General features: G+C 46.9%; 25 protein-coding genes, 1 pseudogene and 1 riboswitch. Of the genes and pseudogenes, 8 read left to right on the top strand and 18 right to left on the bottom strand.

Annotated features, from left to right (window positions below; all coding sequences use genetic code 11):
- Nucleotides 1-169: 169 nt before the first annotated feature.
- Together EYB58_RS23115 and EYB58_RS24420 are read right to left on the bottom strand one after the other, a co-directional pair.
- A complete protein-coding gene (locus EYB58_RS23115; RefSeq protein WP_163354304.1) occupies nt 170-328 on the bottom strand; it encodes a hypothetical protein in 159 nt (52 codons plus the stop codon).
- 337 nt (nt 329-665) lie between these two features.
- Entirely contained in the window at nt 666-878 is a 213-nt protein-coding gene (locus EYB58_RS24420) for a M23 family metallopeptidase (RefSeq protein ID WP_278186439.1), read from the bottom strand.
- Nucleotides 879-1,279: 401 nt separating this feature from the next.
- Between EYB58_RS24420 and EYB58_RS07640 the strand changes: the two are divergent.
- Nucleotides 1,280-1,447: pseudogene (locus tag EYB58_RS07640) on the top strand (site-specific integrase); the annotation flags it as partial.
- Here the strand turns inward: EYB58_RS07640 and EYB58_RS07635 are convergent.
- The gene (locus EYB58_RS07635; RefSeq protein ID WP_111954428.1) at nt 1,444-2,517 is read right to left on the bottom strand and encodes a type I restriction endonuclease; all 1,074 of its coding nucleotides are present in this window, start codon (nt 2,515-2,517) and stop codon (nt 1,444-1,446) included. The pseudogene EYB58_RS07640 and the gene EYB58_RS07635 overlap by 4 nt on opposite strands.
- 419 nt (nt 2,518-2,936) lie before the next feature.
- Between EYB58_RS07635 and EYB58_RS23475 the strand changes: the two genes are divergently transcribed.
- Nucleotides 2,937-3,389, top strand: a complete 453-nt coding sequence (locus EYB58_RS23475; protein ID WP_207309142.1) for a PepSY domain-containing protein — start codon at nt 2,937-2,939, stop codon at nt 3,387-3,389.
- Nucleotides 3,390-3,581: 192 nt separating this feature from the next.
- Here the strand turns inward: EYB58_RS23475 and EYB58_RS07625 are convergent, their stop codons facing one another.
- The 5 genes from EYB58_RS07625 to EYB58_RS07605 all read right to left on the bottom strand — a co-directional run bounded on the left by EYB58_RS07625 (nt 3,582) and on the right by EYB58_RS07605 (nt 8,198).
- The gene (locus EYB58_RS07625; protein WP_111954426.1) at nt 3,582-4,292 is read right to left on the bottom strand and encodes a DUF1722 domain-containing protein; all 711 of its coding nucleotides are present in this window, start codon (nt 4,290-4,292) and stop codon (nt 3,582-3,584) included.
- Nucleotides 4,293-4,311: 19 nt separating this feature from the next.
- Nucleotides 4,312-5,157, bottom strand: a complete 846-nt coding sequence (nfo, locus tag EYB58_RS07620; RefSeq protein WP_111954424.1) for a deoxyribonuclease IV — start codon at nt 5,155-5,157, stop codon at nt 4,312-4,314.
- Nucleotides 5,158-5,201: 44 nt separating this feature from the next.
- The gene (locus EYB58_RS07615; protein WP_111954422.1) at nt 5,202-6,581 is read right to left on the bottom strand and encodes an MATE family efflux transporter; all 1,380 of its coding nucleotides are present in this window, start codon (nt 6,579-6,581) and stop codon (nt 5,202-5,204) included.
- 66 nt (nt 6,582-6,647) lie between these two features.
- A complete protein-coding gene (locus tag EYB58_RS07610) occupies nt 6,648-7,796 on the bottom strand; it encodes an iron-containing alcohol dehydrogenase (protein ID WP_111954420.1) in 1,149 nt (382 codons plus the stop codon).
- Between the two features lie 96 nt (nt 7,797-7,892).
- Nucleotides 7,893-8,198 carry a hypothetical protein gene (locus EYB58_RS07605; RefSeq protein ID WP_111954419.1) on the bottom strand — a complete coding sequence of 102 codons (306 nt, stop codon included), beginning with the start codon at nt 8,196-8,198 and terminating at the stop codon, nt 7,893-7,895.
- 179 nt (nt 8,199-8,377) lie between these two features.
- Nucleotides 8,378-8,567: riboswitch (cobalamin riboswitch) on the top strand.
- 92 nt (nt 8,568-8,659) lie between these two features.
- Here EYB58_RS07605 and cobT point away from each other — a divergent pair.
- Nucleotides 8,660-9,721 carry a nicotinate-nucleotide--dimethylbenzimidazole phosphoribosyltransferase gene (gene cobT, locus EYB58_RS07600; protein ID WP_111954417.1) on the top strand — a complete coding sequence of 354 codons (1,062 nt, stop codon included), beginning with the start codon at nt 8,660-8,662 and terminating at the stop codon, nt 9,719-9,721.
- A 45-nt stretch (nt 9,722-9,766) separates the two neighbouring features.
- Here cobT and EYB58_RS07595 read toward each other — a convergent pair whose 3' ends face one another.
- Entirely contained in the window at nt 9,767-10,144 is a 378-nt protein-coding gene (locus tag EYB58_RS07595) for a hypothetical protein (protein ID WP_111954415.1), read from the bottom strand.
- Nucleotides 10,145-10,230: 86 nt separating this feature from the next.
- Here EYB58_RS07595 and EYB58_RS07590 point away from each other — a divergent pair, with 86 nt between their 5' ends.
- Nucleotides 10,231-11,466, top strand: coding sequence for a DEAD/DEAH box helicase (locus EYB58_RS07590; protein WP_111954413.1), 1,236 nt, complete (start codon nt 10,231-10,233; stop codon nt 11,464-11,466).
- 10 nt (nt 11,467-11,476) lie between these two features.
- Here EYB58_RS07590 and EYB58_RS07585 read toward each other — a convergent pair whose 3' ends face one another.
- The 5 genes from EYB58_RS07585 to EYB58_RS07565 all read right to left on the bottom strand — a co-directional run bounded on the left by EYB58_RS07585 (nt 11,477) and on the right by EYB58_RS07565 (nt 15,913).
- A complete protein-coding gene (locus tag EYB58_RS07585; RefSeq protein WP_111954411.1) occupies nt 11,477-12,145 on the bottom strand; it encodes a response regulator transcription factor in 669 nt (222 codons plus the stop codon).
- Between the two features lie 154 nt (nt 12,146-12,299).
- Nucleotides 12,300-12,887: a hypothetical protein gene (locus tag EYB58_RS07580; RefSeq protein WP_111954409.1), complete on the bottom strand. Its 588-nt coding sequence runs from the start codon at nt 12,885-12,887 to the stop codon at nt 12,300-12,302.
- A 27-nt stretch (nt 12,888-12,914) separates the two neighbouring features.
- A complete protein-coding gene (gene floA / locus EYB58_RS07575; protein ID WP_111954407.1) occupies nt 12,915-13,895 on the bottom strand; it encodes a flotillin-like protein FloA in 981 nt (326 codons plus the stop codon).
- 54 nt (nt 13,896-13,949) lie between these two features.
- A complete protein-coding gene (locus tag EYB58_RS07570; protein ID WP_111954405.1) occupies nt 13,950-14,432 on the bottom strand; it encodes an NfeD family protein in 483 nt (160 codons plus the stop codon).
- Nucleotides 14,429-15,913, bottom strand: coding sequence for an NfeD family protein (locus EYB58_RS07565; protein WP_242637589.1), 1,485 nt, complete (start codon nt 15,911-15,913; stop codon nt 14,429-14,431). The genes EYB58_RS07570 and EYB58_RS07565 overlap by 4 nt, the downstream gene beginning before the upstream one ends.
- A 257-nt stretch (nt 15,914-16,170) precedes the next feature.
- Between EYB58_RS07565 and EYB58_RS07560 the strand changes: the two genes are divergently transcribed.
- The 4 genes from EYB58_RS07560 to EYB58_RS07545 all read left to right on the top strand — a co-directional run bounded on the left by EYB58_RS07560 (nt 16,171) and on the right by EYB58_RS07545 (nt 20,011).
- Nucleotides 16,171-17,040, top strand: coding sequence for a TRAP transporter TatT component family protein (locus tag EYB58_RS07560; protein ID WP_111954401.1), 870 nt, complete (start codon nt 16,171-16,173; stop codon nt 17,038-17,040).
- A 20-nt stretch (nt 17,041-17,060) separates the two neighbouring features.
- Nucleotides 17,061-18,068: a TRAP transporter substrate-binding protein gene (locus EYB58_RS07555; protein WP_111954399.1), complete on the top strand. Its 1,008-nt coding sequence runs from the start codon at nt 17,061-17,063 to the stop codon at nt 18,066-18,068.
- Nucleotides 18,069-18,089: 21 nt separating this feature from the next.
- A complete protein-coding gene (locus tag EYB58_RS07550; RefSeq protein WP_111954397.1) occupies nt 18,090-18,572 on the top strand; it encodes a TRAP transporter small permease in 483 nt (160 codons plus the stop codon).
- 161 nt (nt 18,573-18,733) lie between these two features.
- A complete protein-coding gene (locus EYB58_RS07545; RefSeq protein ID WP_111954395.1) occupies nt 18,734-20,011 on the top strand; it encodes a TRAP transporter large permease in 1,278 nt (425 codons plus the stop codon).
- Nucleotides 20,012-20,072: 61 nt separating this feature from the next.
- On the opposite strand, the gene EYB58_RS07540 is transcribed toward EYB58_RS07545, so the two are convergent.
- The 4 genes from EYB58_RS07540 to EYB58_RS07530 all read right to left on the bottom strand — a co-directional run bounded on the left by EYB58_RS07540 (nt 20,073) and on the right by EYB58_RS07530 (nt 22,504).
- Nucleotides 20,073-20,459 (bottom strand): metal-dependent transcriptional regulator, encoded by a 387-nt coding sequence (locus tag EYB58_RS07540; protein WP_111954393.1) that lies wholly within the window; start codon nt 20,457-20,459, stop codon nt 20,073-20,075.
- A gap of 69 nt (nt 20,460-20,528) precedes the next feature.
- Nucleotides 20,529-20,687, bottom strand: a complete 159-nt coding sequence (locus tag EYB58_RS23110; RefSeq protein WP_163354305.1) for a hypothetical protein — start codon at nt 20,685-20,687, stop codon at nt 20,529-20,531.
- Between the two features lie 13 nt (nt 20,688-20,700).
- Nucleotides 20,701-21,042 (bottom strand): DUF134 domain-containing protein, encoded by a 342-nt coding sequence (locus EYB58_RS07535; protein ID WP_111954391.1) that lies wholly within the window; start codon nt 21,040-21,042, stop codon nt 20,701-20,703.
- A gap of 304 nt (nt 21,043-21,346) precedes the next feature.
- Nucleotides 21,347-22,504, bottom strand: a complete 1,158-nt coding sequence (locus tag EYB58_RS07530) for a pyridoxal phosphate-dependent aminotransferase (protein WP_111954389.1) — start codon at nt 22,502-22,504, stop codon at nt 21,347-21,349.
- Nucleotides 22,505-22,521 lie beyond the last annotated feature (17 nt).

The raw sequence follows: 22,521 nt of genomic DNA, 5'->3' as shown, positions 1-22,521 counted from the left end.
TTTCACCTATTTGGTGAAACATAAACTTTGTTAACTTTTTGAATTAAAAGAGAAATAAAACATTAGATGGTGGGTTTAGGATAATTATCAGCAGGCGCTCATGGAGATCCTGTTACGGCAGAAGCCGCATATGACCGGATGAACTGAATTTAATTATCACAAAACAATATCAGGACATGCAGCCGTCATCCTTTTTGACGACCTCGGAATAGCAGTCGTCTCTTTCTTTATCTGTTTTGGCACTCTTGTCGCAGTCGGCCATTTTATCAACCACCTTTTTCTGGTCTTCTGCATCACAGTAGTCTTTATTTTCCTTTTTATCGGCCATTTGGATATCCTCCTGTTTTATGGATTATTATATCTTATAATATAAAAACAGAGGGAGTGGATGTCAACTTTCAGGAACCAGATTCAGGAATTGCTGGTTATAACGGAATTCAATTCAACCTGACCGGCGCTCTTATATCAAATATCCAGATTTTGTTTTGGTCTTTGCATTTTGAGAAATTTCAGTGTCTGTAGATGTCATGCTCGGCGTCTTTATCCTTTCCGTGAATGTTTTTTGTTTATTCACAATAGCTATCTACAAACCAAGCAAATTTTATCTACATTTTTTTTAAAAACTTTCCGGGTGGACACCTTGTGGCCGATGTTATGATCAATCCCTACCGGAGCAATTGATCGTTTGTCTCCTCAAACAACGGTACCGGATCTACCAACTGGCCCTGTACAGATATGGACAGGTGCAGATGAGGCCCCGTGGCCCGTCCCGTAGAACCAGATCGACCGATAATCTCTCCCCTTTTTACAATATCCCCCTGGGACACGTCGAATCTACTCAGGTGAAAGTAATAAGTTGGGCAGAAATAACGCCGAATTTTGGTTCATCTACAAAGCGTATTAAAGGTTGAATAGCAGGCCTATTGGGCCTTTGATTCAACGAAGTAGATGGGCCAAAAGGCAAGCAATTTCGTTCAAGTTATTTAATCTGCGGTCCAAGCACAACCGGGATCGAAAGAGCAGTGGCCTCAAGAGGGATAAGCTTGCTGATAAAAAGAACCATGGCCGTAACCAACATAGCGACGGCGATCCAGGCGTGGATATCCATTTTTATGAACCCTTCATTCTATAGTTGCTTTTTCCCTTTTCAAAATTGCCGACCAGACAGTTGAGTCTGATCATATCAGATGACACGGCAACAAAGATAAAAGATTACTCTTGAATACAGATTTGATCCAAAATCAATGCATACTAGTCTTCTGAATGATTCCGTTTCCATGACCTACACCCCACAGACGCCAGTTATCTGGCATCCAGTGGCAAAGTGAACACCTACACGATCAAGGAACTTTTAGGCCACAGCAGTATCGAGATGACCCAACGGTATGCGCACCTGATTAATGGAGCGTTGCGTAAAGCGGCTTGTGTGGCCGATGAGGTGTTTTAGTTTGTTTCCTCATAAAACTTAACTGTTTCCAGTAGTTTGTCTGCATATTGGTAGATATCAGCAAGATTACCAATTGGGATACGTGTCTCTTGCTTGTCATCACCGATTACACCAAGGTACTTCTGAGCAGTATTGAAGTGCAACCTGCAAAGTGGTTTACGGTTATTATCATCAAGGAGAATGCCAAAATATGATTTAGTATCACGGTGAACGATTCTTTCTACTGCGACCTTCTGAACCAGGATAGCCTTAACGATTTGAAAGCCTTCACGTTCTTCGTCAGTGGTTTCAATACCATTGGGCTTGGCTTCAGAGACGATCTCGTCTTCGTTGGTTTCAACGATTTTATCGTCTTCCTTCTCAAGAGCAGACCTTAGACGGTCACTGACTTTTTCACTAATAAACTGATGGAGTGCCTTTTGCACAAACTTGGTAAACTGTTCTTTAGCGGATGCGGTGAAGTGGGCATTTGGATTGGCCGCTTTAAAAAAGAATCGGGTAAACTCTTCACCGGGAGTTTCAAACTGTACATTCATCAGTTTTTTAATTTCAGAGGTATACTTGAGTTCATTGGCGGTACTAAGCATCCTGTCCAAATCAAAGTTTTCTTTGCCAAGTTTCCGAACTTCTTCGATAAGGTTCTCTCTAATGTTAAGCAGATCAAGTTCAAGAAACGGCTTCTCATCCATTTTATTGGGTTCTTCAAGGTCTGAAAAAAAACGATACTGAACACCATTGGTAAGAATAGCAATACGGGCATTAGTGACTGTAAAATACCTAAACAACTGGTGGATGTTTGCTTCAGAAAGGTCGCTCTTTGATTTTTTGCACTCAATCAAGACGATCACTTCATTATCCTGCATAATCGCATAATCTACCTTCTCACCCTTTTTAGTTCCTACATCAGCTGTAAACTCAGGTACGACCTCCTGTGGATTGAAGACATCATAGCCCAAGGCTGCTATAAAGGGCATGATCAGAGCGTTTTTCGTGGCTTCTTCGGTCTCCAGATGGTCGATAAGTGACGTGACCTTCTCGGATAAAGCAGCAATCTTTTCGTTAAAACTCATGAGACCTCCTATGTGGTAGATTGTGAGCTGCTTTAAAAACTGAAAACCCAGATAATATTAACGGCAACTCTTTTGACACATCCTTTATATGATACCCTTAATGAAGACAAGTTGTTTTTTGTTAGCAGGTTTGTCTGATAATCGCCACCAATCTCGGCTTCCAGCCTATTCACCTTCCGGGCAAGCGCAAAAAATGGGGACAGACTATGATTCTATAGTTGTATCTTTTTCAATTCTCTGTTGCTAACCCCTAAGAGTAGCAACAATGCCGGAGATTTGTTAAAACTGATTCGGCCGGTTTCTTCAGCCCTTTTTATATGATGTTGGGCAGGCGTGCTTGTCCGGGTAAAGTCGGCAGACCAAGGACAAAAATTGACAAACCGGGGTCTGCCCCCTATTTACAATAATAAGTAATTTATTTGTCAATTCAGTTTTTTTCTGATACTAAAAATAGGAATGAAATGATTTGGAGTTATCCTGAAAAAAAACTGCACAAGTACTTATTTTTCCTGAAACCAGTACAAAAATCAAGTCCAAATAGCGCTAAGCTTACGCTTGGTAATAAATCATTCAATTCTCAAATGGAGGAAAGCACCATGAAGAAAAAAGTAGCATCAGGGATCTTTTTTACTGTAGCTGTCTTATCTGCACTTGGTATCTCCCAGGTGTTTGCCGGCGAACGACCACCAGCAGATTCTAAGCCCCTAGTTGAAATCATCCAAACATTAGAAACTCAGGGCTATGCTCCAATAACAGAAATATCAATGGATGATGGGGTTTGGGAGGTTGAAGCCTACAAAAATAACGAGGAACGTGAACTAAGGGTTAATCCGTTAACTGGCGAGATACTTTCGGATCGAAAAGATAACTGATAATTCAGAAACCTAAAAAATAAGGATAGATCGTGTGAGAAACGAACCAGGATCTTATCCGATTGTTGAACAAGCCCGGCCATGAACCAGGCTGTTTCAATATATGAAAATACCTTTTTTCAATAAAAAATGGGGACAGACCACCAAAACGGGGGCTGTCCCCTATTGACGGCCCAATCGTTCACTCTGGCCTTACATGCGATTGTCCTTTATCCACACAGCGAACTCGCTTAGCGCAACGGATTCCATTAAATACGGCTGGCTGTGTTTAAATGTCAAATCCTGAATCCGGGCCAGCAGATCTGTCAGGGGCCATGCGTGCAAAGGCTCCCGCGATTTTTCATATCTGTCCGACACATACCCCCACATATGTTGCAGCGCATTTTTTAATCCGCCCTGGGATGGCCGGGTTCTCAACGTTTCAACCAGAAGAAGGGCCAGACTACTGAAATCATCCCGGGGACCCATGCGGGCCACGTCTGCACCGATTTTTTTGTACAGGAGGGCACTCCGGGCCATGACGGCGTACTTGTGCTGACGCCACATCTGCTGGGCATTTTGGGGTAAGGGAATGCGTCCCGGTTCCTTGTCCCGGTATTTTTCCCTGAGCAGCTGGATCTGGAGATAGGGTTCATCAATAAATGTGTCAGGCCATCGGCCTTTATTTTTGCGGGTGTGCACAGGGGATTTGTCATTGTACCCCCGCAACGTCATTTCTGCGGCTAACAACTGGTGGCGTTTGTTCAGCGCCCAGCCGAAATCCATCCAGCGCAAAGTTTCCGGGTGCCGGGAATAGCCTTTTTTGCCGTTGACAATAATGGAGACCATACCGTGAAGTTCCCGGTGTTCGCCTAAAAGACTCTGGCGGTTCAGGTATCCTGGATGAAGGTCCCAGATTCTCATGAAAACTCCCTCATTCAGCTTACGGCTTGATCAACGATTTTAACAGGGAAATTTCTTTGGCCCATATATTATTGTCCGGTGTTTCCAGAATCATGGGAATATTATCCAGGCGTTTGTCTTCCATGATGTGCTGGAAAGCGGTAAGGCCAAGTTGTCCCTTTCCGATGCTTTCATGCCGGTCCACCCTGGAATTAATCTGCTTTTTGGCATCGTTCAGGTGCATGCCCTTTAATTTTTCAAAGCCGATAATTGCGTCAAACAGGTCCCAGGTTTTTTCATAACCTTCCCGGGAGACAAAGTCATAACCGGCAGCAAAAGCGTGGCAGGTGTCAATACACACCCCGATGCGGGATTGATCTTCCACCCGGTCAATAATGGTGTTTATCTGTTCAAAGGCAAATCCCACATTGCTCCCCTGGCCGGCAGTGTTTTCAATCACGGCGATAACGTCCGGCACCTTTTGAAGGGCAAAATTAATGGATTGGGCAATGGTTGCCAGACAGTCATCCATGCTGATCTTTTTTAACGTTGACCCCGGATGGAAATTGAGCATGGCAATGCCAAGCTGATAACATCGCTGCATTTCATCTACGAACGCAAGTCTTGATTTTTCCAAGGCGGCGTGTGCAGGATGGCCCAGGTTTATGAGATAGGAGTCGTGGGCCAAAATCTGCCCGGGCCCGAAACCCAAAGCGCTGCAGTTTGCTTTAAACTCATTGATGTTTGTTTCTGATAAGGGCTTGGCCTGCCACTGTCGCTGATTTTTTGTAAAAAGTGCAAAACAGGATGCGCCGATTTTTTCGGCATTGATTGGCGCGTTTTCAACGCCGCCTGCAGCACTCACATGGGCGCCTATATATTTCAATTCTTCCTCCTTTTGTGACGGATCATTCAAGGGTTTTGTTCAGGTTATTTTTCCGGATCTGCCACAAGGTTTTTAATCCATTTTTTTGAAAAAAATCGGGGCAAGCCGATAATCAGCTTGAACATTTCTTCCAGGGCAATCAGGGCCATGACACCGTACACGGGCCAATGAAAGACAAACGCACCGATAAACGCCATGGGCACGCCAATGCACCATACTGAACTCAGGTCCATGAGAAAGCCGAACTTTGTGTCGCCTCCGCCCCTGAAAACAGATACCACCGTTGTAAAATTGGTGGTCTTTGCCCAAAAGATAAGACCTGTCGTCAGTATCAGGTAGTAGGCATTCTCATAAGCTGCCGTGGAAATATTGTAAAATCCCAGGATAAAAGGTCTGCACAGGATGAGCACAAGCCCTGCGCCAAGGGCCATCGGAAGCTGGATCAAAAGCATGAATTTGCCATAGGCGAACGCCCGATTGTATCTTTTGGCCCCAATGCTGTTACCGATGAGAATGGAACCAGCATGGAAAATGCCGAAAAAAGGAACAAATAAAAATTCCTCAAAGGTGGCCACGATATTGACTGCCGCAATGGACTGAGTGCCCATGCGGGCGTAAACCAGTTTGTACATACTCACGCCTGTGACCCAGAAGAATTCATTGAGGAACACAGGCCAGCAAGTGGCCGTGACCCGCTTGACAAAGGCAAAATCGAAGGACAGCATTTCTTTTACTGACGCAGCAAGGGGGTAAGGTTTCAGGTAAATGATCGCCGTTAACAAGCCGGTTTCAATCAATTTTGCCGTGCAGGTGCCAATGGCCGCACCGGTGACACCCATGGCGGGAAAGCCAAGGTTGCCGAGAATCAGGCAGTAGTTGAGCACAATATTTACAACCACGGCTATAAATGAAGAGATCAAAGGAACACCGGCAAACCCCATACTCCGCATATTAGTCATAAAGGAGAAGGTTACGCAAAAAGGAACAAAGGCAAATCCCACAATGCGAAGATATTCGGCCCCAAGACGGACCACGTCGGCATCACTGGAAAATACCGAAATCACGGCTGCGGGAAAAAACAACGCAGCACCGGCAAACACAGAACCGATGACAAATCCTGCCAGAAGCCCAAGACCAGACAACTGGTGGATCCGAGCAACATCCTGTTTGCCCCAGTATTGGGCCGTGAAGATGGCGATGCCTGAGTGAATGCCGAACTGGATAACAAAAAAGATAAAAACAAACTGATTGGCAATGCCCACAGCCGCCACGGCCGCATCATGAAGCTGGCCGATCATGAGTATGTCTATCACAGCCATGGAACTGGTCAAAAGAAATTGCAGAGAAATGGGTAGCGCCAGGCTGAAAAGCAGGCTTAAAAAAGTCTTGGGGGGAATTACCTTATCCCTATCTGTGGCGTGCATATGAAAAGGCCTGCTTTCAATAAAAATAAGAAACCCTATATCAGCAGGGGTACCAGGTCAAGGCTATTAGAGGCATCCCAATAGAATATCCCGCATCTGTTGTGATGATAATTGAATGGGGAAATGTTTATTGCCCGAGGCATCGACGACGGCATCAATATGATGTTCCGTCACCCCATAGTCACGCAGTTTAGGCAATTGTTCACCCCAGGAATTCATGTGATCCAGGGCAACCTTAAAATCATCGGGCTGGGGAATGGCGTCGATACCCCTGGAAAGCCAGGCACCCACTTCATCCAGGGCCTCCACCTGCATCTCTTGGGTCAATATGGTAAAAATCCGGGGCAGAAGGCAACCGCACGCCACCCCGTGGGGCACACAGGTAAAAGCGCCAAGAGGGCCTGCAATACCGTGTACTGTGCCAAGCCCGGCATTAGCAAGGGTAACCCCGGACAGATACGCAGCCATGGCCAGATCCCATCGCAAAGACAATTCCGCCCGGCTTTGGTACAGGTTATCCGAAAAGAGCAGCGATCCCCGGGTAAACAGCCGAAGCCCCTGCCTGCTCAACGCCTGGGTGAGCGGTGTAGATGCTGTGGAGACACGGGATTCCAGAAGCTGGCTGAACGCATCCAGGGCACAGGCAAGAGTCGTTTCAGGCGGGCATCCCATTGCCAGTTCAGGGTCAATGATGGCAGTCGAGGGAATAAAGGCATCGTGGCGGAAGGATTTTTTAAATCCATCCGGCCCTGGGCGGCTGAGCACTGCATTTTTGGTGGCTTCACTGCCGGTCCCAGCTGTTGTAGGTAAAGCAATAAATGGAACGGTTTTTCCGTTGGGGTCTTTTGTGCCCACATCCTCCAGATAATCCTGGACTGAACCTTCCTGGCAAAGCATGGCCGCAACCGATTTGCCTGCATCCAAAACCGATCCCCCACCAATGCCCACCACGCAACCGGCCTTTAGCCTGTCCGCCTGTTCCGTCAGGTCATCAACTATATCCGGGCCGGGCTCTCCATGCACGGTCTGTCTTTGGAACTTGCATCCGGCCCGACGCAATTGGGATTCAAGCGTTTGCCAGGTATTGGTGTTTACAAAATGGGCACCGGTAATAAAAAAAATCGGGGTGGACGGATCAAGTAATCCGGCAAGTCTGTTGATCTCTTGGGGGCCTGAATAAAGAACAGGATTGGTGAGATGCTTAAATGTTTTCATGATTCGATTTTTTTAAGGTCCGCAAAAAAAACAACCCATCCATTTTAATTGCCTTCACTCTATTTGTGGATTTTAAAATTTCCATGCCCCTTACTGCTACTCGATAAATTTTATATCAATTTCTTCTGTATTTTCTTTTTGTTTCATCTCAAACTTTCCGCTTAAGGTAATGGTAAAGCCCCTCTGGGATGCAGCATTTTTTAATTGGGCCTCCAGCTTTCCGGCGGTCTCCTGTTCACAATCAATATTGAAAAACAGGTTTAGATTCTTTAAGTTTTCATCATCAAACTGGATAATAAAAGGATTGTGCTCAATGAAAATCAGATCATCATAGTTATATGTAATACTGAGCCCAATCTCCTGAATAATTTCTGTTGCGATGCCTAGTGGTCTTAATTCCATAATGTATCGAACCTTTTTGGTTAATATTCAATAGTTCTTTGCAATAAAATATTCATCACGCATTTTACCTGATGACTCAACGGGTAAAAGAATAGCATAACCCGGCAGTTCTATCGATAAAAAGTTACTGTATTCGAACACGAAAAATGATTGACCTTGATAGCAAACAGGTTTACGGTACCCGGCAACATAATAAGAGTTGTCAAATCTTTAGCAAACGGAACACGGTGCAAATCCGTGACGGTCCCGCCGCTGTAATGGGGCACATTCACCCTGTCATGCCACTGGAAAACTTTTCTGGGAAGGCTTAGGGGAAAAAAGCCACCACCCCCCCTGAGTCAGAAGACGTGCTTTAAGATTTTTGTCATGCAGGACGCGATGGTAAAGGGTTTTGCAGGAACATGTTCCTGCATGCCTAAAAGACCATGGATTGCTGCAGGACAAATTAGCGAGGTAAAACGATGTCTCTGCTTGAACAGACCCTTTCGGCCATCAATCCTGAACTTAATCACAATGCGTTCGCAAAGGCCAAACAGCGCCTTCAGAACCAGGCAAAGCCCCCCGGCAGCCTGGGAATGATGGAAGAGATCGGGGCCCGTCTGGCCGCCATCAAAGGAACCATTGACGTCCATTTAACCAACAAACAGATCATCACCTGCGCCGGTGACCACGGCGTGGTCGAGGAAGGAGTCAGCGCCTTCCCCGCAGAAGTCACCCCCCAGATGGTGCTCAATTTCGTCGGGGGCGGGGCAGCCGTCAACGTCATGGGCAAACATGCCGGAGCCCGGGTGAAAGCCGCGGATATCGGTGTGAATTACGATTTTGACCCAGATCTCCCCATTTTTCATAAAAAAGTAAGACACGGCACAGACAATTTTACTAAAGGGCCTGCCATGACTCGGGAAGAGGCGGTTAAATCCATTGAAGCAGGCATTGAAATCGTCAATGAACTGCACGCCCAAACCCCTGTTGACCTTCTAGGCACTGGGGATATGGGCATTGGAAATACCACCCCATCCACTGCCATCATTGCGGCATTTTCAGGATTGTCCGTGGAACGTCTGACCGGCCGGGGCTCAGGGGTTGACGATAAAGGTCTTGCCCAAAAAATTGCTGTGATCCAAAAGGGACTGGACATAAACAAGCCTGATCCCAAGGATCCCCTTGATGTGCTGGCTAAAGTCGGGGGGCTTGAAATCGGCGGGTTGGCAGGACTGGTGATCGGTGCGGCCGCCAAAGGCATTCCGGTGATCTGCGACGGCCTGATCTCCACGGCAGGCGCCCTGATTGCCTGTGAACTGGCCCCGGCAGCAAAAAACTACCTGTTTGCCTCCCACAAGTCTGTGGAAATCGGCCATAAATATATGCAGGACCACATGGGTCTGGAACCTTTAATCGACTTTAAATTCCGTCTCGGGGAAGGCACCGGTGCGGCTGTGTGCATGGAGCTTCTGGACCTTGCCACGCGTATTCTTGCGGATATTAAGACCTTTGATGAAGTAGGCATTTCCACAAATAGTTGAACAAAAAGTCACCCACCTGCGTCGTTGCAAGAAAATTTGCAATCCTCACAACCGACCAGGTTGCTCCGGTCGCAAATATTCCTGCGCCTTGCATCTGGGCAACTTTTCGCCCAAACCATAGCCTACTAAACTATTCTTCCCAGTCCTCATAGTCCGGGTACTGTTCGGGGTTCTCCCCCCTTGCCTCAATGACCCTGGGATAAAAAACGCCGGGTTGTGCTTGTTTGTCCTTGTGCCGGGTTTTATTGATCTGAAATACCCAATTTCCCCATCTACGGCCTCTTGAATGGGCTCGTGCAGATCCAGAAACGATGCCCGCCAGTCAATTTCCATCACCCGGGCCCATTCCGGATCCGCGCCAAAAAGTTTGATTCGCAATGTCCATATTTTCTTTGGCTGTTTGAAGTATACAACGTTGTTCATTTTTTATACGGCCCCTTTTCTTTTTAGGCTTAAACAGTTATCTTATAGCTTCAACCCAGTGTAAACTCCAAGATAGGCAAAACTACATGAAATTTGACACCTATGCAATAAACAGCACCCTGAAAAAAAACCTGGAAGCGCAGGGGTTTATCAGGCCCACAGACATTCAGTACAAAGCCATTCCCTCCATATTAAAAGGTGAAGACGTTCTGGCCATTGCACAGACGGGAACCGGAAAAACCGTGGCGTTTGCAGTCCCTGTTATAGATGCTGTTTTGAACGAAAAAAAAACAAAAAAAAAACCGGGCATCCAAAGTATTATCATGGTTCCCACCAGGGAACTTGCTGTTCAGATAAATGAAGTCTTTATGGGGTTGTGCCGCAAAACAAAGGTTAAACCCTTTGCCGTTTTCGGCGGGGTTGAACAGGATAAACAGATTCAGACACTCATAAAAGGGGTTGATATTCTCATTGCCACCCCGGGCCGTATGTTTGACCTGATCAGCCAGAAAGCCATTGATATCCGACAGGTTAAAATTTTAATCCTTGACGAAGCGGATCAAATGCTGGCCAAAGGATTTTTTGATGATATCCAATGTATCAAGCGACTTTTAAAACAACGGCACCAGACCCTATTTTTTTCAGCTACAATTGACAAAAACATTAAAAAGCTGGCCTATTCACAGGTCAGGTCCTCTGCCGTGCGCATCCAAATTTCGCCGGAAGATCCGGTATCAAAAAATGTATCCCACTATGTGATTTTTGTGGAAATGGACGATAAACGCTTTTTTCTGCGTAAATTCATCCGGGATAACCCGGAAAGCAAAATCCTAGTTTTTGTCAGAACCACCGTACGGGCCGAACGGGTGGCCAAAGCCCTGGAAAGAGCAGAGATAGACGCGTTGACCATTTATGGTAAAAAAGATCAGGATCAGCGGCTGGCGGTTTTGACCCGTTTCAAACAAGGTGATGACAAGATACTTATTGCCACGGATGTGTCGGCCCGGGGCATTGATATCCCCAATGTTGATTATGTGGTCAATTATGACCTTCCAGAACAAAAAGAAATGTATGTCCACAGGGTCGGCAGAACCGGTCGCGGTCGATCCAAGGGAAAAGCCATATCATTTTGCAGCAGCCAGGAAAAGGACCTGTTAACGCAAATCCAGAATTTTTTAGGTAAACAGATAGAAAAAATAACCGTTTCAAAGGACGAATATGCATTTACGGTTGAGGTCACGGAAACATCAAAAGATATCAGAGAAATGATCCTGGCAAATGAAGCGTGGGAAAAGAAAAAAGGCCGTCGGAAAAAAAAATAACGTATCGGCGTTACTCCACAATACCAATATGACCTGTTTTTTCAAAATGCACTGCGCAGCGAACCAACTCGCTTGCATGTTTAATATTAAGCTTTTTTTTAATACGTTCCCTGTAGGTACCAATAGTTTTGATACTTAAAAACAGTCGCTCGGCAATTTCCCTGGTTGAAAAACCCCTGCCGATCAGTTTGAAAACCTGAAGCTCCCGGTCGGTTAAACGGTCAAACGGGCTTTTTTCTTGCGCCTCCGGCGGATTGGCCATGGACAAAAGAATATGTTCTTTGACTTTGTCATTGAGATAAATTTTTCCGGCAAGCAGAAGATGAATGGCTTCAACAACGGACTCCACGGCTTCCTGTTTCATGATGTAGCCATGGGCTCCGGCAGACAAGGCCCTGGGAGCATAAAGGTATTCATCATGCATGGAAAGCACCAGCACGGGAATATGACTGTGATGCTGTTTTACATATTTGACCAAATCAAGACCGTCAGACTGCTTCAAGGAAAGATCCGCAATGATCAGGTCCGGGTATATATCAGTTATTTCATCAATGGCCTGCTCAACATCCCCGGCACTGCCATATGCGGCTAAGTCGCTTTCCTGATTAATCAACTCCGCCAGGCCCAGCCTGAAAATGGGGTGGTCTTCCACCAGCAAGATTTTCTTTTTTTCAGACATAGGCCATCCGTATTGATTGTGATATCGTTCATTTTGCTATACCACCAACCAGGCTTGAATACCAGGGTTTTCAGGCACTGGATGCTGTCCGGCAGGGCATAGAGAATCATGATCTTCGGCATGAAGCTCAACATCAATACCGGCAGAACGAATCCTAATCCTTTAACGCAACCGGTTTTCCAAGGATCTCCGACCAGATCACGGCCTTCCGAAGTCCCCGGGCCCGGGCGGGCAGTCGTCTTGGACCAGCCCTAAGGCAACTTGTCTGTATGGCATCGTGCCTCAAAAATTTTGACCCCCTTGTTTCCGGTATCTTGGCGGCTTTTCTGTGGGGTTCTTTTTTTCTGGAAACAAAAAGAGTGTTTTCATTAACAGACTCAATCGGCTTGATGACTTGGACATCCGCGTTCTCGGGATAAAAATCCACATCGTCCCTGTCATCGATTTCATCCCAGAAGGTCTGATTTACGGCGTCTTCCCGGCCTTGCTCAAAGGAGTTCTCATTCAGCTCCCGGGGATGTCTACGCTGCCCGGAGGCCTCTTTTTTCCGGGCCTGCTCAGCCTGGGCATGCATTTCCCGGGCCGCCTCTTTAAGCACCTCATTTAGTTTTCCAAAAAGGGAAAATCCGCTCTGTTTTGATTTGTCTGGTTTTTGCGCCTTTTCATTCTTTTTTCTTTTCAAAAAAGGCGCAAAAATAAAAACCAGAAATAAGATCAACGTAATAAAATCACCAAAGTCCATAATGTTATCCTGATCTTGTTTTCGATGTTATTTTAAAGGTTCCTCAGGCTGATCAGGGGTGGCAATGGTATCCCTCATCCGGGTGTCGGCGCTGATATTCTGCATCTTATAATAGTCCATAATCCCAAGATTGCCGCTTCTAAATGCCTCGGCCATGGCCAGGGGTACCTGGGCTTCGGCCTCCACCACCTTGGCCCGCATTTCCTGGACCCGGGCCTTCATCTCCTGTTCCTGGGCAAAAGCCATGGCCCGTTTTTCCTCGGCCTTGGCCTGGGCAATCTTCTTGTCTGCCTCGGCCCGGTCGGTTTCCAGTTCAGCACCAATATTTTTGCCCACATCCACGTCAGCGATATCAATGGAGAGGATCTCGTAGGCCGTGCCTGCATCCAGTCCCTTGCTTAAAACGGTTTTGGAAATGGTATCCGGATTTTCCAGCACCTGTTTATGGGTGACAGCCGAACCAATCGTGGTAACAATGCCCTCGCCCACACGAGCCAGAATGGTCTCTTCGCCGGCCCCGCCCACCAGGCGATCAATATTGGCCCGCACCGTAACCCTGGAAATAGCCTTGAGTTGGATACCGTCCTTGGCCATGGCCGCCACAATGGGCGTTTCAATAACTTTAGGGTTAACCGACATCTGTACGGCTTCCAGCACATCCCGGCCGGCAAGGTCAATGGCAGCGGCCCGATTAAAGGGAAGATCAATATTGGCCTTGTCCGCAGCAATCAGTGCTTGGATCACCCGGGACACATTGCCGCCGGCAAGGAAATGGGATTCAAGACTGTCTGTGGCAATATCAATCCCGGCTTTCACAGCCATGATCTTGGATTCCACGATCAATTTAGGCGGCACTTTTCTGAACCGCATGAAAATAATGTTGAACAACCCCACCCGGGCACCGGACACCAGGGCCTGGACCCAAAGCCCAAGGTAGGAAAATGCAAAGTAAACAAGCACCAGGCCGAGGATGCCGGCAATGATTAGAAGAATGGACATAATTTCCATGTTAAACCACCTTTTTCTAAAGTTATTGTTTTAAAGCTTTTAAGGACCACAGATTCAAACATTTTCCCCACGGCGGACGATCACCTGATTCCCTGTGACCTTGCAGACCCTTAAGGGTGTATCTGCCTCGATAAATTCTCCGTCCGTAACCACATCCAGACGGACACCGTCAATCAGAGCGGTTCCGGACGGGCGAAGGGTTGTGATGCTGTGCCCGGTGCAGTCCAGGTAATTTTTAAGATCCGGGGACTGGGAAACCACACCCTGGGATGCAGATAATTTTTTTTTTAGGGACAAAGGAGAAACCGCCAGCGCTTTAAATCCCAGAATAAAGGCCACCGGAAGTAGAATCAGATCTGCCCCTATGACCGCATAAAACACCGAAAGGGGAAAGGCATTGAATACAAGAAAAAGGGAGTATCCGATAAGTCCCAGAGCAGTTATGGATAAAAGCCCCAGGGACGGCAGAAACACTTCTGCAACAACGGTAAAAATTCCCATGATCTGAAGAATCAAAGGTAGGATCCAGGCGTTCATTTTTCCCTCTTTTCCATAATCGTTTCAACAATTACATGGCCCGCTGTTACCCGGGCCACCCGGACGGGTGTGCCGGGATCAATAAAACCGCCCTGGGTAACGGCATCAACTTTTCTATCCCTGATACGGACCTTGCCCGAAGGCCGCAACGTTGTCAGGGAAATGCCCTCATCGCCGGCGCGAATACCTAAGGCCTCCGTGGAGTCGGCACGGGAGTCCTGAAGTGTGGCATCCAGATACGGTCCCTTGATCACCTTTGACAGCTTGGGCAGCGCAAAACGCACCACAGACATTGACACCAGCAATGCGCCAAGGGCACTGCCCATGACCAGTCCCAAATTTTTTATCATGAGCTCTCCCTGCCAAGGCAGGCTTGGATCGGGCAGCACAAAATTCTGAAAAGAGAGCACAAGGCCTGCGGCCAGGACAATGATAGCGCTGATACCGGCGATGCCGAATCCCGGCAAGACAAACATTTCCATGCCCAGAAGCAAAAACCCAATGATAAATACCAGAATTTCCGTATAATCGGCAAGTCCCACCAGATACTGGTTAAAAAACACAAGTCCCAGGCAAATAATGCCTACAATGCCCGGAATACCGAATCCCGGGGCCTTAACCTCCGTATATACGGCACCGATGCCTATAATCATGAGAATAGGTAGAAAAGGCTGGAGCCATCTGACAAAAGTTTCCGACCAGTTTTCCGTAACCTGAATTTTTTGAGACGCTCCGTACCCCATAATTTCAAGGGCCTGGTCAAGGGTAGCAACACTCTGACGGGAAAACCCTAGATCGGCAGCTTCCTTGTCATCCATAGTCAAAAGCTCACCCTCGCTTACAATCGTTGATTTACGGGTGATCGTTGCCTTTTCTTTTTCGGAAAGCTCCTGAAAGGTCGTTTTATCCATGTATTCAGAACGATCCCCCCGGGTAATTTTATAGACCTCCATGGATTTGGACACCATGGATTCGGCCAGCACTTGAGAATAGTTGTTTCGTTTGGCCAGGGTGCGAAACTGTGCCCGGAGGACGGTCTGGGTTTTCTCACCGGCTTCCTTGTGGCCTTCACTGGTCTGAATAATGGGGGCACAGTCACCGATAAGGGTATTTTCCTTCATGATCAGGGTACCGGCGGAAAGCGCAATCAGTGCGCCTGCGGAAATGGCTCTTTTCTCCACATAGGCAATGGTTCTTTCCTTTGGTACGGTGCAGATGGTTTCCACAATATCAAAGGCCGCATCCACCCTTCCACCAAAGGTATCCAGGGCAAAAACCAAAATGGCGGTGTCATCCTTTTCAAGGGAGGATACCACCCGTTTGAGGTATGCGGCCATGCCCGGTTCGACAGTCCCGGAAACGGGAATGATGTGCACCACCGGCCCGGCAGCCTTAGCTGCGGCGGAAAGGATTAATACAAAAAACAGGACTGCGGTCCATACCTGGAGAAATTTTTGTTCCGGCAACATAACAGATCTCATTTTGAAAGGCATCATCTTTAATTTTTTTGGAACGTGATGAATTTAATCCACTATACCATGATTTAAAGCAATTATATCCATACTTTTTAATTTTATATGATCTAAACCTGCCTTAAATTGATACAGTGGGCCTGGTTGATTTTTTCTTTAAAAAAAGATACTTTCTGTGCGTAAATTATACAATTTAATTAATTTCTAATAAAAATGTTTTACCTATGAATTCAATATGAACAGGGGAACATAGAGGATAAACGCTTATGCCTTCTGATTTAAATAAAAGGGCATACAAATTTATTATTTTCTGCATACTGCCTTTGGGACTGACTCTCCTTGTCCAGGGATGCGGAGTAAAATCCAACATGATGACCTCTTTGTCCAGAAGTATCCTGAACAATAATGACCTGGTCATGGTGGAATCCGGTGCGCCGGCTTACCTGATTATGGTTGACAGCCTCATTGACCAGGACCCGGATTCCCCGGATATGCTCTCTTCAGGTGCCCGGCTTTATACTGCCTATTCAGATGTGTTTGTCACGGACAGGGAGCGAAAAAAAAAACTGGCAGATAAAGCCCTGAATTATGCCCTGAACGCTGTCTGCTTTGCCCAAAGCAATGCCTGTGATTTAAAGCAAAAACCCTTTGAGCAGTTCAGTGCCGTTGTAAATGCCATGGAAAAAAAGGAGCTGCCATATCTGTTTACCCTGGGGAAGGCTTGGGGTTCCTGGATTACGGCCCATAAAGATGACTTCAACGCTCTGGTCGACATTGCCAGAATCGAGGCCATTATGAACCGGGTCATTGAGCTGGATGAAACCTACAAGGACGGGGGTGCCTATTTGTATTTAGGCACCCTTGCCACCTTTCTGCCCCCGGCGTTAGGCGGGAAGCCCGAACTGGGAAAACAGTATTTTGAAAAAGCTATTTCCATTTGCGGGGGTAAAAATCTGATGACAAAAGTTGTTTATGCAAAATTGTACGCCAAAATGATGTTTGACCGGCAGCTTTTCGATCACCTGCTTAACGAGGTTATGGAAACAGACCCGAACATAGACGGCTATACATTGATCAACATCTATGCCCAGCAGCAGGCAAAAAAACTTCTGGATGAAGCTGACGACTATTTTTAAACCCAAAGAGAAATTCAATTATGCTTAACAAATCTATTCTGCAATTATTTTTCTGTATTCTGATGATCACGGTTTTTTGTGTATCCGCACAAGCCGTTACCATAAAAATTGCCACCATCTCACCGGAAGGTTCCATGTGGATGGAAAAAATGCGCCAAGGCGCAAACCAGGTCGCCAAGGTCACGGATAATCGTGTCAAATTCAAATTCTATCCCGGCGGGGTCATGGGAAATGACAAGGCTGTATTGCGCAAAATCCGCATTAACCAGCTCCAGGGCGGTGCGTTCATGGCCGGCAGCCTGTCCTCATTTTTCCAGGGCAATCAGATCTATGCCCAGCCCATGAAATTCAAATCCCAGGAAGAGGTGGATTATGTGCGAGGACACATGGATGCCTACATCATCAATGGCCTTGGTGATGGGGGGATTGTCTGTTTTACCCTCATGGGTGGCGGTTTTGCATATATCATGTCTAAATCGCCCATTACATCTGTCGGGGATCTTAAAAACCGCAAAATATGGGTGCCGGACAATGATAAAGCGTCTGTGGATTCAGTGAGCAGTTTCGGCGTCTCCCCCATTGCCCTGCCCCTGGCGGATGTGCGCACGGGGTTGCAATCCGGGCTCATTGACACCGTGGGGACTTCCCCGGTGGGTGCTGTTGTGCTCCAATGGCACACGGAAATAAAGTACATTACCAATATTCCATTGCTCTATGTTTATGCCGTTTTTGCCATAGATAAAAAAACATTTAATAAAATCTCACCGGACGACCAGAAAATCGTTTCTGGCGTTATGAACCAGGCACTTCAAGAGATAGACCGCTTGAACCGACAGGACAATGTCAAAGCCATTGAAGCCTTAAAAAAACAGGGGATTGAATTCATCACCCCGTCCCAGGAGCAAATGAATGAATGGATGGCAACAGCGGCCAAAGCGTCCCAAAAAATGATAAATGCCGGAGATCTGCCCAAAGCGCCGGCAGACGAGATAGATGCGTTGCTCGAGCAGTACCGTAAAAACCAGTGAAAAAAACGGTAAGTATCTGATATGTCCCGTGTGATTTCCATTCTTCATAAAATCGAAGATGCCCTGTTGGTGAGCCTGCTTTTGCTCATAATCGGTCTTGTCGTGTTCCAGATCGTTCTAAGAAACGGTTTTGATACCGGTATTGTCTGGGCTGATCCTCTGGTTCGCGTGCTGGTGCTCTGGCTGGGACTCATCGGCGCCATGGTGGCTTCAAGAACAGATAATCACATCAGCATTGATATTGTATCCAAATATCTGACCACGGGCTTTAAACGGTTTACAGACCTTTTTATTTACCTGTTCACAACAATTATCTGTGCGTTGATGACCCAACACAGTGCAAGGTTTGTCCTCATGGAAAAGGCCGACGGAATGTTGGCATTTTTTTCGGTACCCGTATGGCTCTGTGAACTTGTAATTCCCGTTGCATTCGGTATTATTACCATCAGATATGCCCTGTTTTTTCTTGGAAATCTGATCAAAATATTTACCCCCGATCCCTGAAACTCGATGATCAACTTTTTGTTAATTTGCCCAACTTCGGCATTGGAAAAAATTTGTTAAGCCTCAAAATATATTGTATATTCCTCCGGTTAAAAATTGTTTCCGCCTTGAATTTGAACAAATTCTCTAAAAACTTGATGATCGAGTGAAACATTCATAACATGACATTTACAATTATCGGTCTGCTCATTGTTTTTGCCCTGATGGGCGCACCTTTGTTCACGGTGATCATTGCTGCAGCCATGTACGGATTTCACCTGTCTGAAATTGATTTATCAGTTATGGCCATTGAGTTATACCGGATTGCGGATACCCCTATCCTGCTGGCCCTGCCTTTGTTCACCTTTGCCGGGTATCTCCTTGGGGAGAGCAATACCTCCCAGCGGCTTGTGACGCTGACCCAGGCCTTTCTGGGATGGATACCCGGCGGGCTTGCCATTGTGGCCTTTGTGGTATGCGCGCTGTTCACGGCATTTACCGGAGCATCCGGGGTGACCATTGTGGCCATGGGCGCGCTTTTGTACCCGGCCCTGACCCAGGCCGGATATACGGACCATTTCAGCCTGGGGCTGGTGACCACTTCGGGCAGTCTTGGACTTTTGCTGCCCCCGTCTTTACCCCTGATTCTTTACGGCATCATTGCCCAGCAGATGAGCGGGGGTGAACAGGTCTCCATTGAAAACCTTTTCCTGGCCGGTCTGTTCCCGGCACTTCTTATGATTGTGATGCTGTCCATCTGGAGCGTTTGGGCCAACCGGGGAAATCAGGTGCCGTTAACCCGATTTTCTGTTAAAAACTGCTTTTCGGCCCTTAAGGCCGCGGGCTGGGAGGTGCCTCTGCCCCTGTTTGTATTCTTCGGGATCTATTCTGGATATTTTGCCGTATCCGAGGCAGCTGCGGTAACGGCCATGTATGTACTGGTGGTGGAAGTACTGATCTACCGGGAAATTGCGTTAAAAAAACTGCCCGGCATTATCCGGGAGTCCATGGTCATGGTGGGTGGTATCCTGCTCATCTTAGGGGTATCTTTAGCTCTGACCAACTATCTCATTGATGCCGAAGCGCCCATGAAGTTGTTTAAATTCTGCGAAACTTTTGTAGCCAGCAAACTTGTATTTCTCATTCTGCTCAATATCTTCCTGCTGATCCTGGGCGCCATGCTTGATATTTTTTCAGCCATCATTATCATGGTTCCGCTCATGCTGCCCGTGGCCCTGAAATACGGGATACATCCGGTCCATTTAGGGATTATCTTTCTGGCGAACATGCAGATCGGATACTTCACCCCGCCTGTGGGCATGAACCTGTTCATTGCAGGTTACCGGTTCAAGAAACCCATTGATGAAATTTACCGGGCCACAATCCCGTTCATGCTCGTGCTGCTGCTGTCAGTACTGATCATCACCTACTGGCCTCAGTTAAGCCTGTTTCTGATTTAAGGAATAAAAGTCCATCACAACTGCCTGCTTTGAAAACTATAGAAAAGATGATGCTTGACTATCAGGCATCCAGTTTTGTAACAAACGCCTTAAATTTCATAAAGTTTTTATGGTTCATGGCATGTTCCATACGGCATGCGGTTTGTTCTGCAATAGTTTCATCAAGCTCCACATGTTTGAATAAAAAATGCTTAAACACATTATGACGGGTTGTAACCTCTTTTGCGATTTTCTCCCCTTTGGAGGTCAAGGTGATATAGCCGTAAGGTTCATAATTTATGAGTTTCCGATCAGCCAATTTTTTAAGGGTACCTGTAACGGACCCGCATTTAATATTCAGTTTTTCGGCAATATCTTTTGATCGGGCAACCGTATTCATGGTCTGAAGTTCCAGTATGACTTCAAGATAGTCTTCAAGGCTTTCGGAAAGGGTGTCTTCGCTGTTCATGGTCATAATCTCCGTTATAAAGGTACCGAGAAGCGGCCGGGTTACGCCGGCCGCTTGGTAGGTTTGTAATTACCTGGACTGTCCGCCCTGGCCCCGGCCTTTTTTGCCCTGGCCTACACCGGCCCCGCATCTTCCGGGACCACCCTGGCATCTGCCCTGGCCTGCAAAATTTCCTTTTCCGCCTTGGCCGTTGCACCGGCCACCAGCTTTATTCTGTCCTTTATTCATGGAATCACCTCCTCTAAAGTCCTTGCGGTTTTCTGCACCCATGCCGCCAACCTCGGCCCTGTCCCCGTCCCCGCATCTCATAGCAACCGCCTTGGACGGTGAGCCGTTTGGCTGTCACCAGCGCTTCAGCGATTTTATGGCGGGCGGTTTTAAGAACCCTTCCAACGGTTTGTCGGGAAACATCCATAACCTGCGCGGCTCCAGACTGGTCCATGCCCTCATAATCTATGAGTTTGAGGGCTTCAAATTCTTCCAGGGAAAGGATGACCTCTCCGGTCTCCACTGTTCCTCTGGGCTTAAACCCTTTAATGGCCGGTTTGGATGAAATACATCTAGGTCGCTTGGGTCTTGGCATGGGTCTCCTTGTTATGGTCATTTGACCAAAAATATAAATCCAAACAAAGCATGTGTCAAGAGATTTTTTGATCAAATGATCAAAATTAGTCTAATCAGAATCATTAACACTGGGAATGGTAAGTTAGGGCAACTTAAAGTTAGGCCCATGATCGGAATAAAACATTCCAAAATATGATTTAGAATTTTCGTTCGTATTCAAGGCGTGGCAATGGGAGCATATTAAATATATGTACCCATTGACACAACGAAGAAGACGAATGAAAAGGCAAACCATATGGAAGGTTTTATTTTGAACTTGGGCCTTAGTGTCTTCTTACAGCAAGAAACCGCTCCAGACGATCCATGGCCTCACAAAGTTGTTCGCTGTTTATGGTGCAGGCAATGCGGATACACCCCTCACAGGATAGCCCGAATGGATACCCGGGTACCACCACGACTTTTTCCTCTTTTATCAGATCCAGGGCAAACTGTCTGGATTGGTTGGTGATGCTGGAGATATCGGCAAATACGTAAAAACTGCCTTTGGGGCGCCTGACCCGGACCCCGGGCATGGCCTCAAGCCGCGAACAGACCAGTTCCACCCGCTGTTCAAAGGTATCAGACATCTCTTTGATCACCTCATCAGGCGTATCCAGGGCTGCAATGGCTGCCCGCTGGCTCACACTGCAGGCGCAAGCCATGGCGTAGTTGCCCACTTTTACCATCTGATCAATCACAGGTTGAGGCCCATAGGCAAATCCCACCCGCCATCCTGTCATGGCATAGGTTTTGGAAAAAGAATTAATTACAAGGGCATGGTTTTCCATCCCCGGACAGCTATATATGGATGCGGCCCGGCCTTCAAATGAAATTCGGTCATACACCTCATCAGACACCACGCAAAGATCGTGGGCTTTGGCAATGTCAGAGATCTCTTCCAGAAGGCGTTTGGGAACAACCGTACCTGTGGGATTATTTGGCGAGTTGATCAAAATAATTTTTGTTTCCGTTGTGATGGCCGCTTCAATGTCTGCCGGATCCGGTAAAAAACCTTTATCAAATCCCGAAGGCACATACTTAGGCACGGCATGGGCCAGGGTGATGTGGGCCAGGTAATCCGGGAAATGGGGTTCGATGACAATGATTTCATCTCCTGGATCCATAAGGGTCCTGAAAGCATTGGCAAGGCCGTTCATGGCGCCGTGAGTAATTATGATGCACTCAGGCGGAACAATTTTGCCAAGGTCCTTTGACAGGCGAACGGACAACTTTTCAATGAGCTGTGGGTCGCCTTTGGCGTGGGTGTAATGGGTATGGCCCTTACGGGCATCTTCAAAGGCTTTCTCGATAATGGGGGCCGGGGTATGAAAATCTGGTTCGCCGATGCCAAGGGAGATGACATTCTCATATTGGGCTGCGACCTGACTCATTTCCCGTATTACGCTGTACCTCAGGGATTCAATATTTTTAGAAATATACAAAATTCTTTCCTTAAAAA

This window comes from Desulfobacter hydrogenophilus (assembly GCF_004319545.1).
GTDB classification, from domain to species: Bacteria; Desulfobacterota; Desulfobacteria; order Desulfobacterales; family Desulfobacteraceae; genus Desulfobacter; species Desulfobacter hydrogenophilus.
Note: the sequence above shows the minus strand (reverse complement) of the source record. Positions and strands in the feature narration are given on the sequence as shown.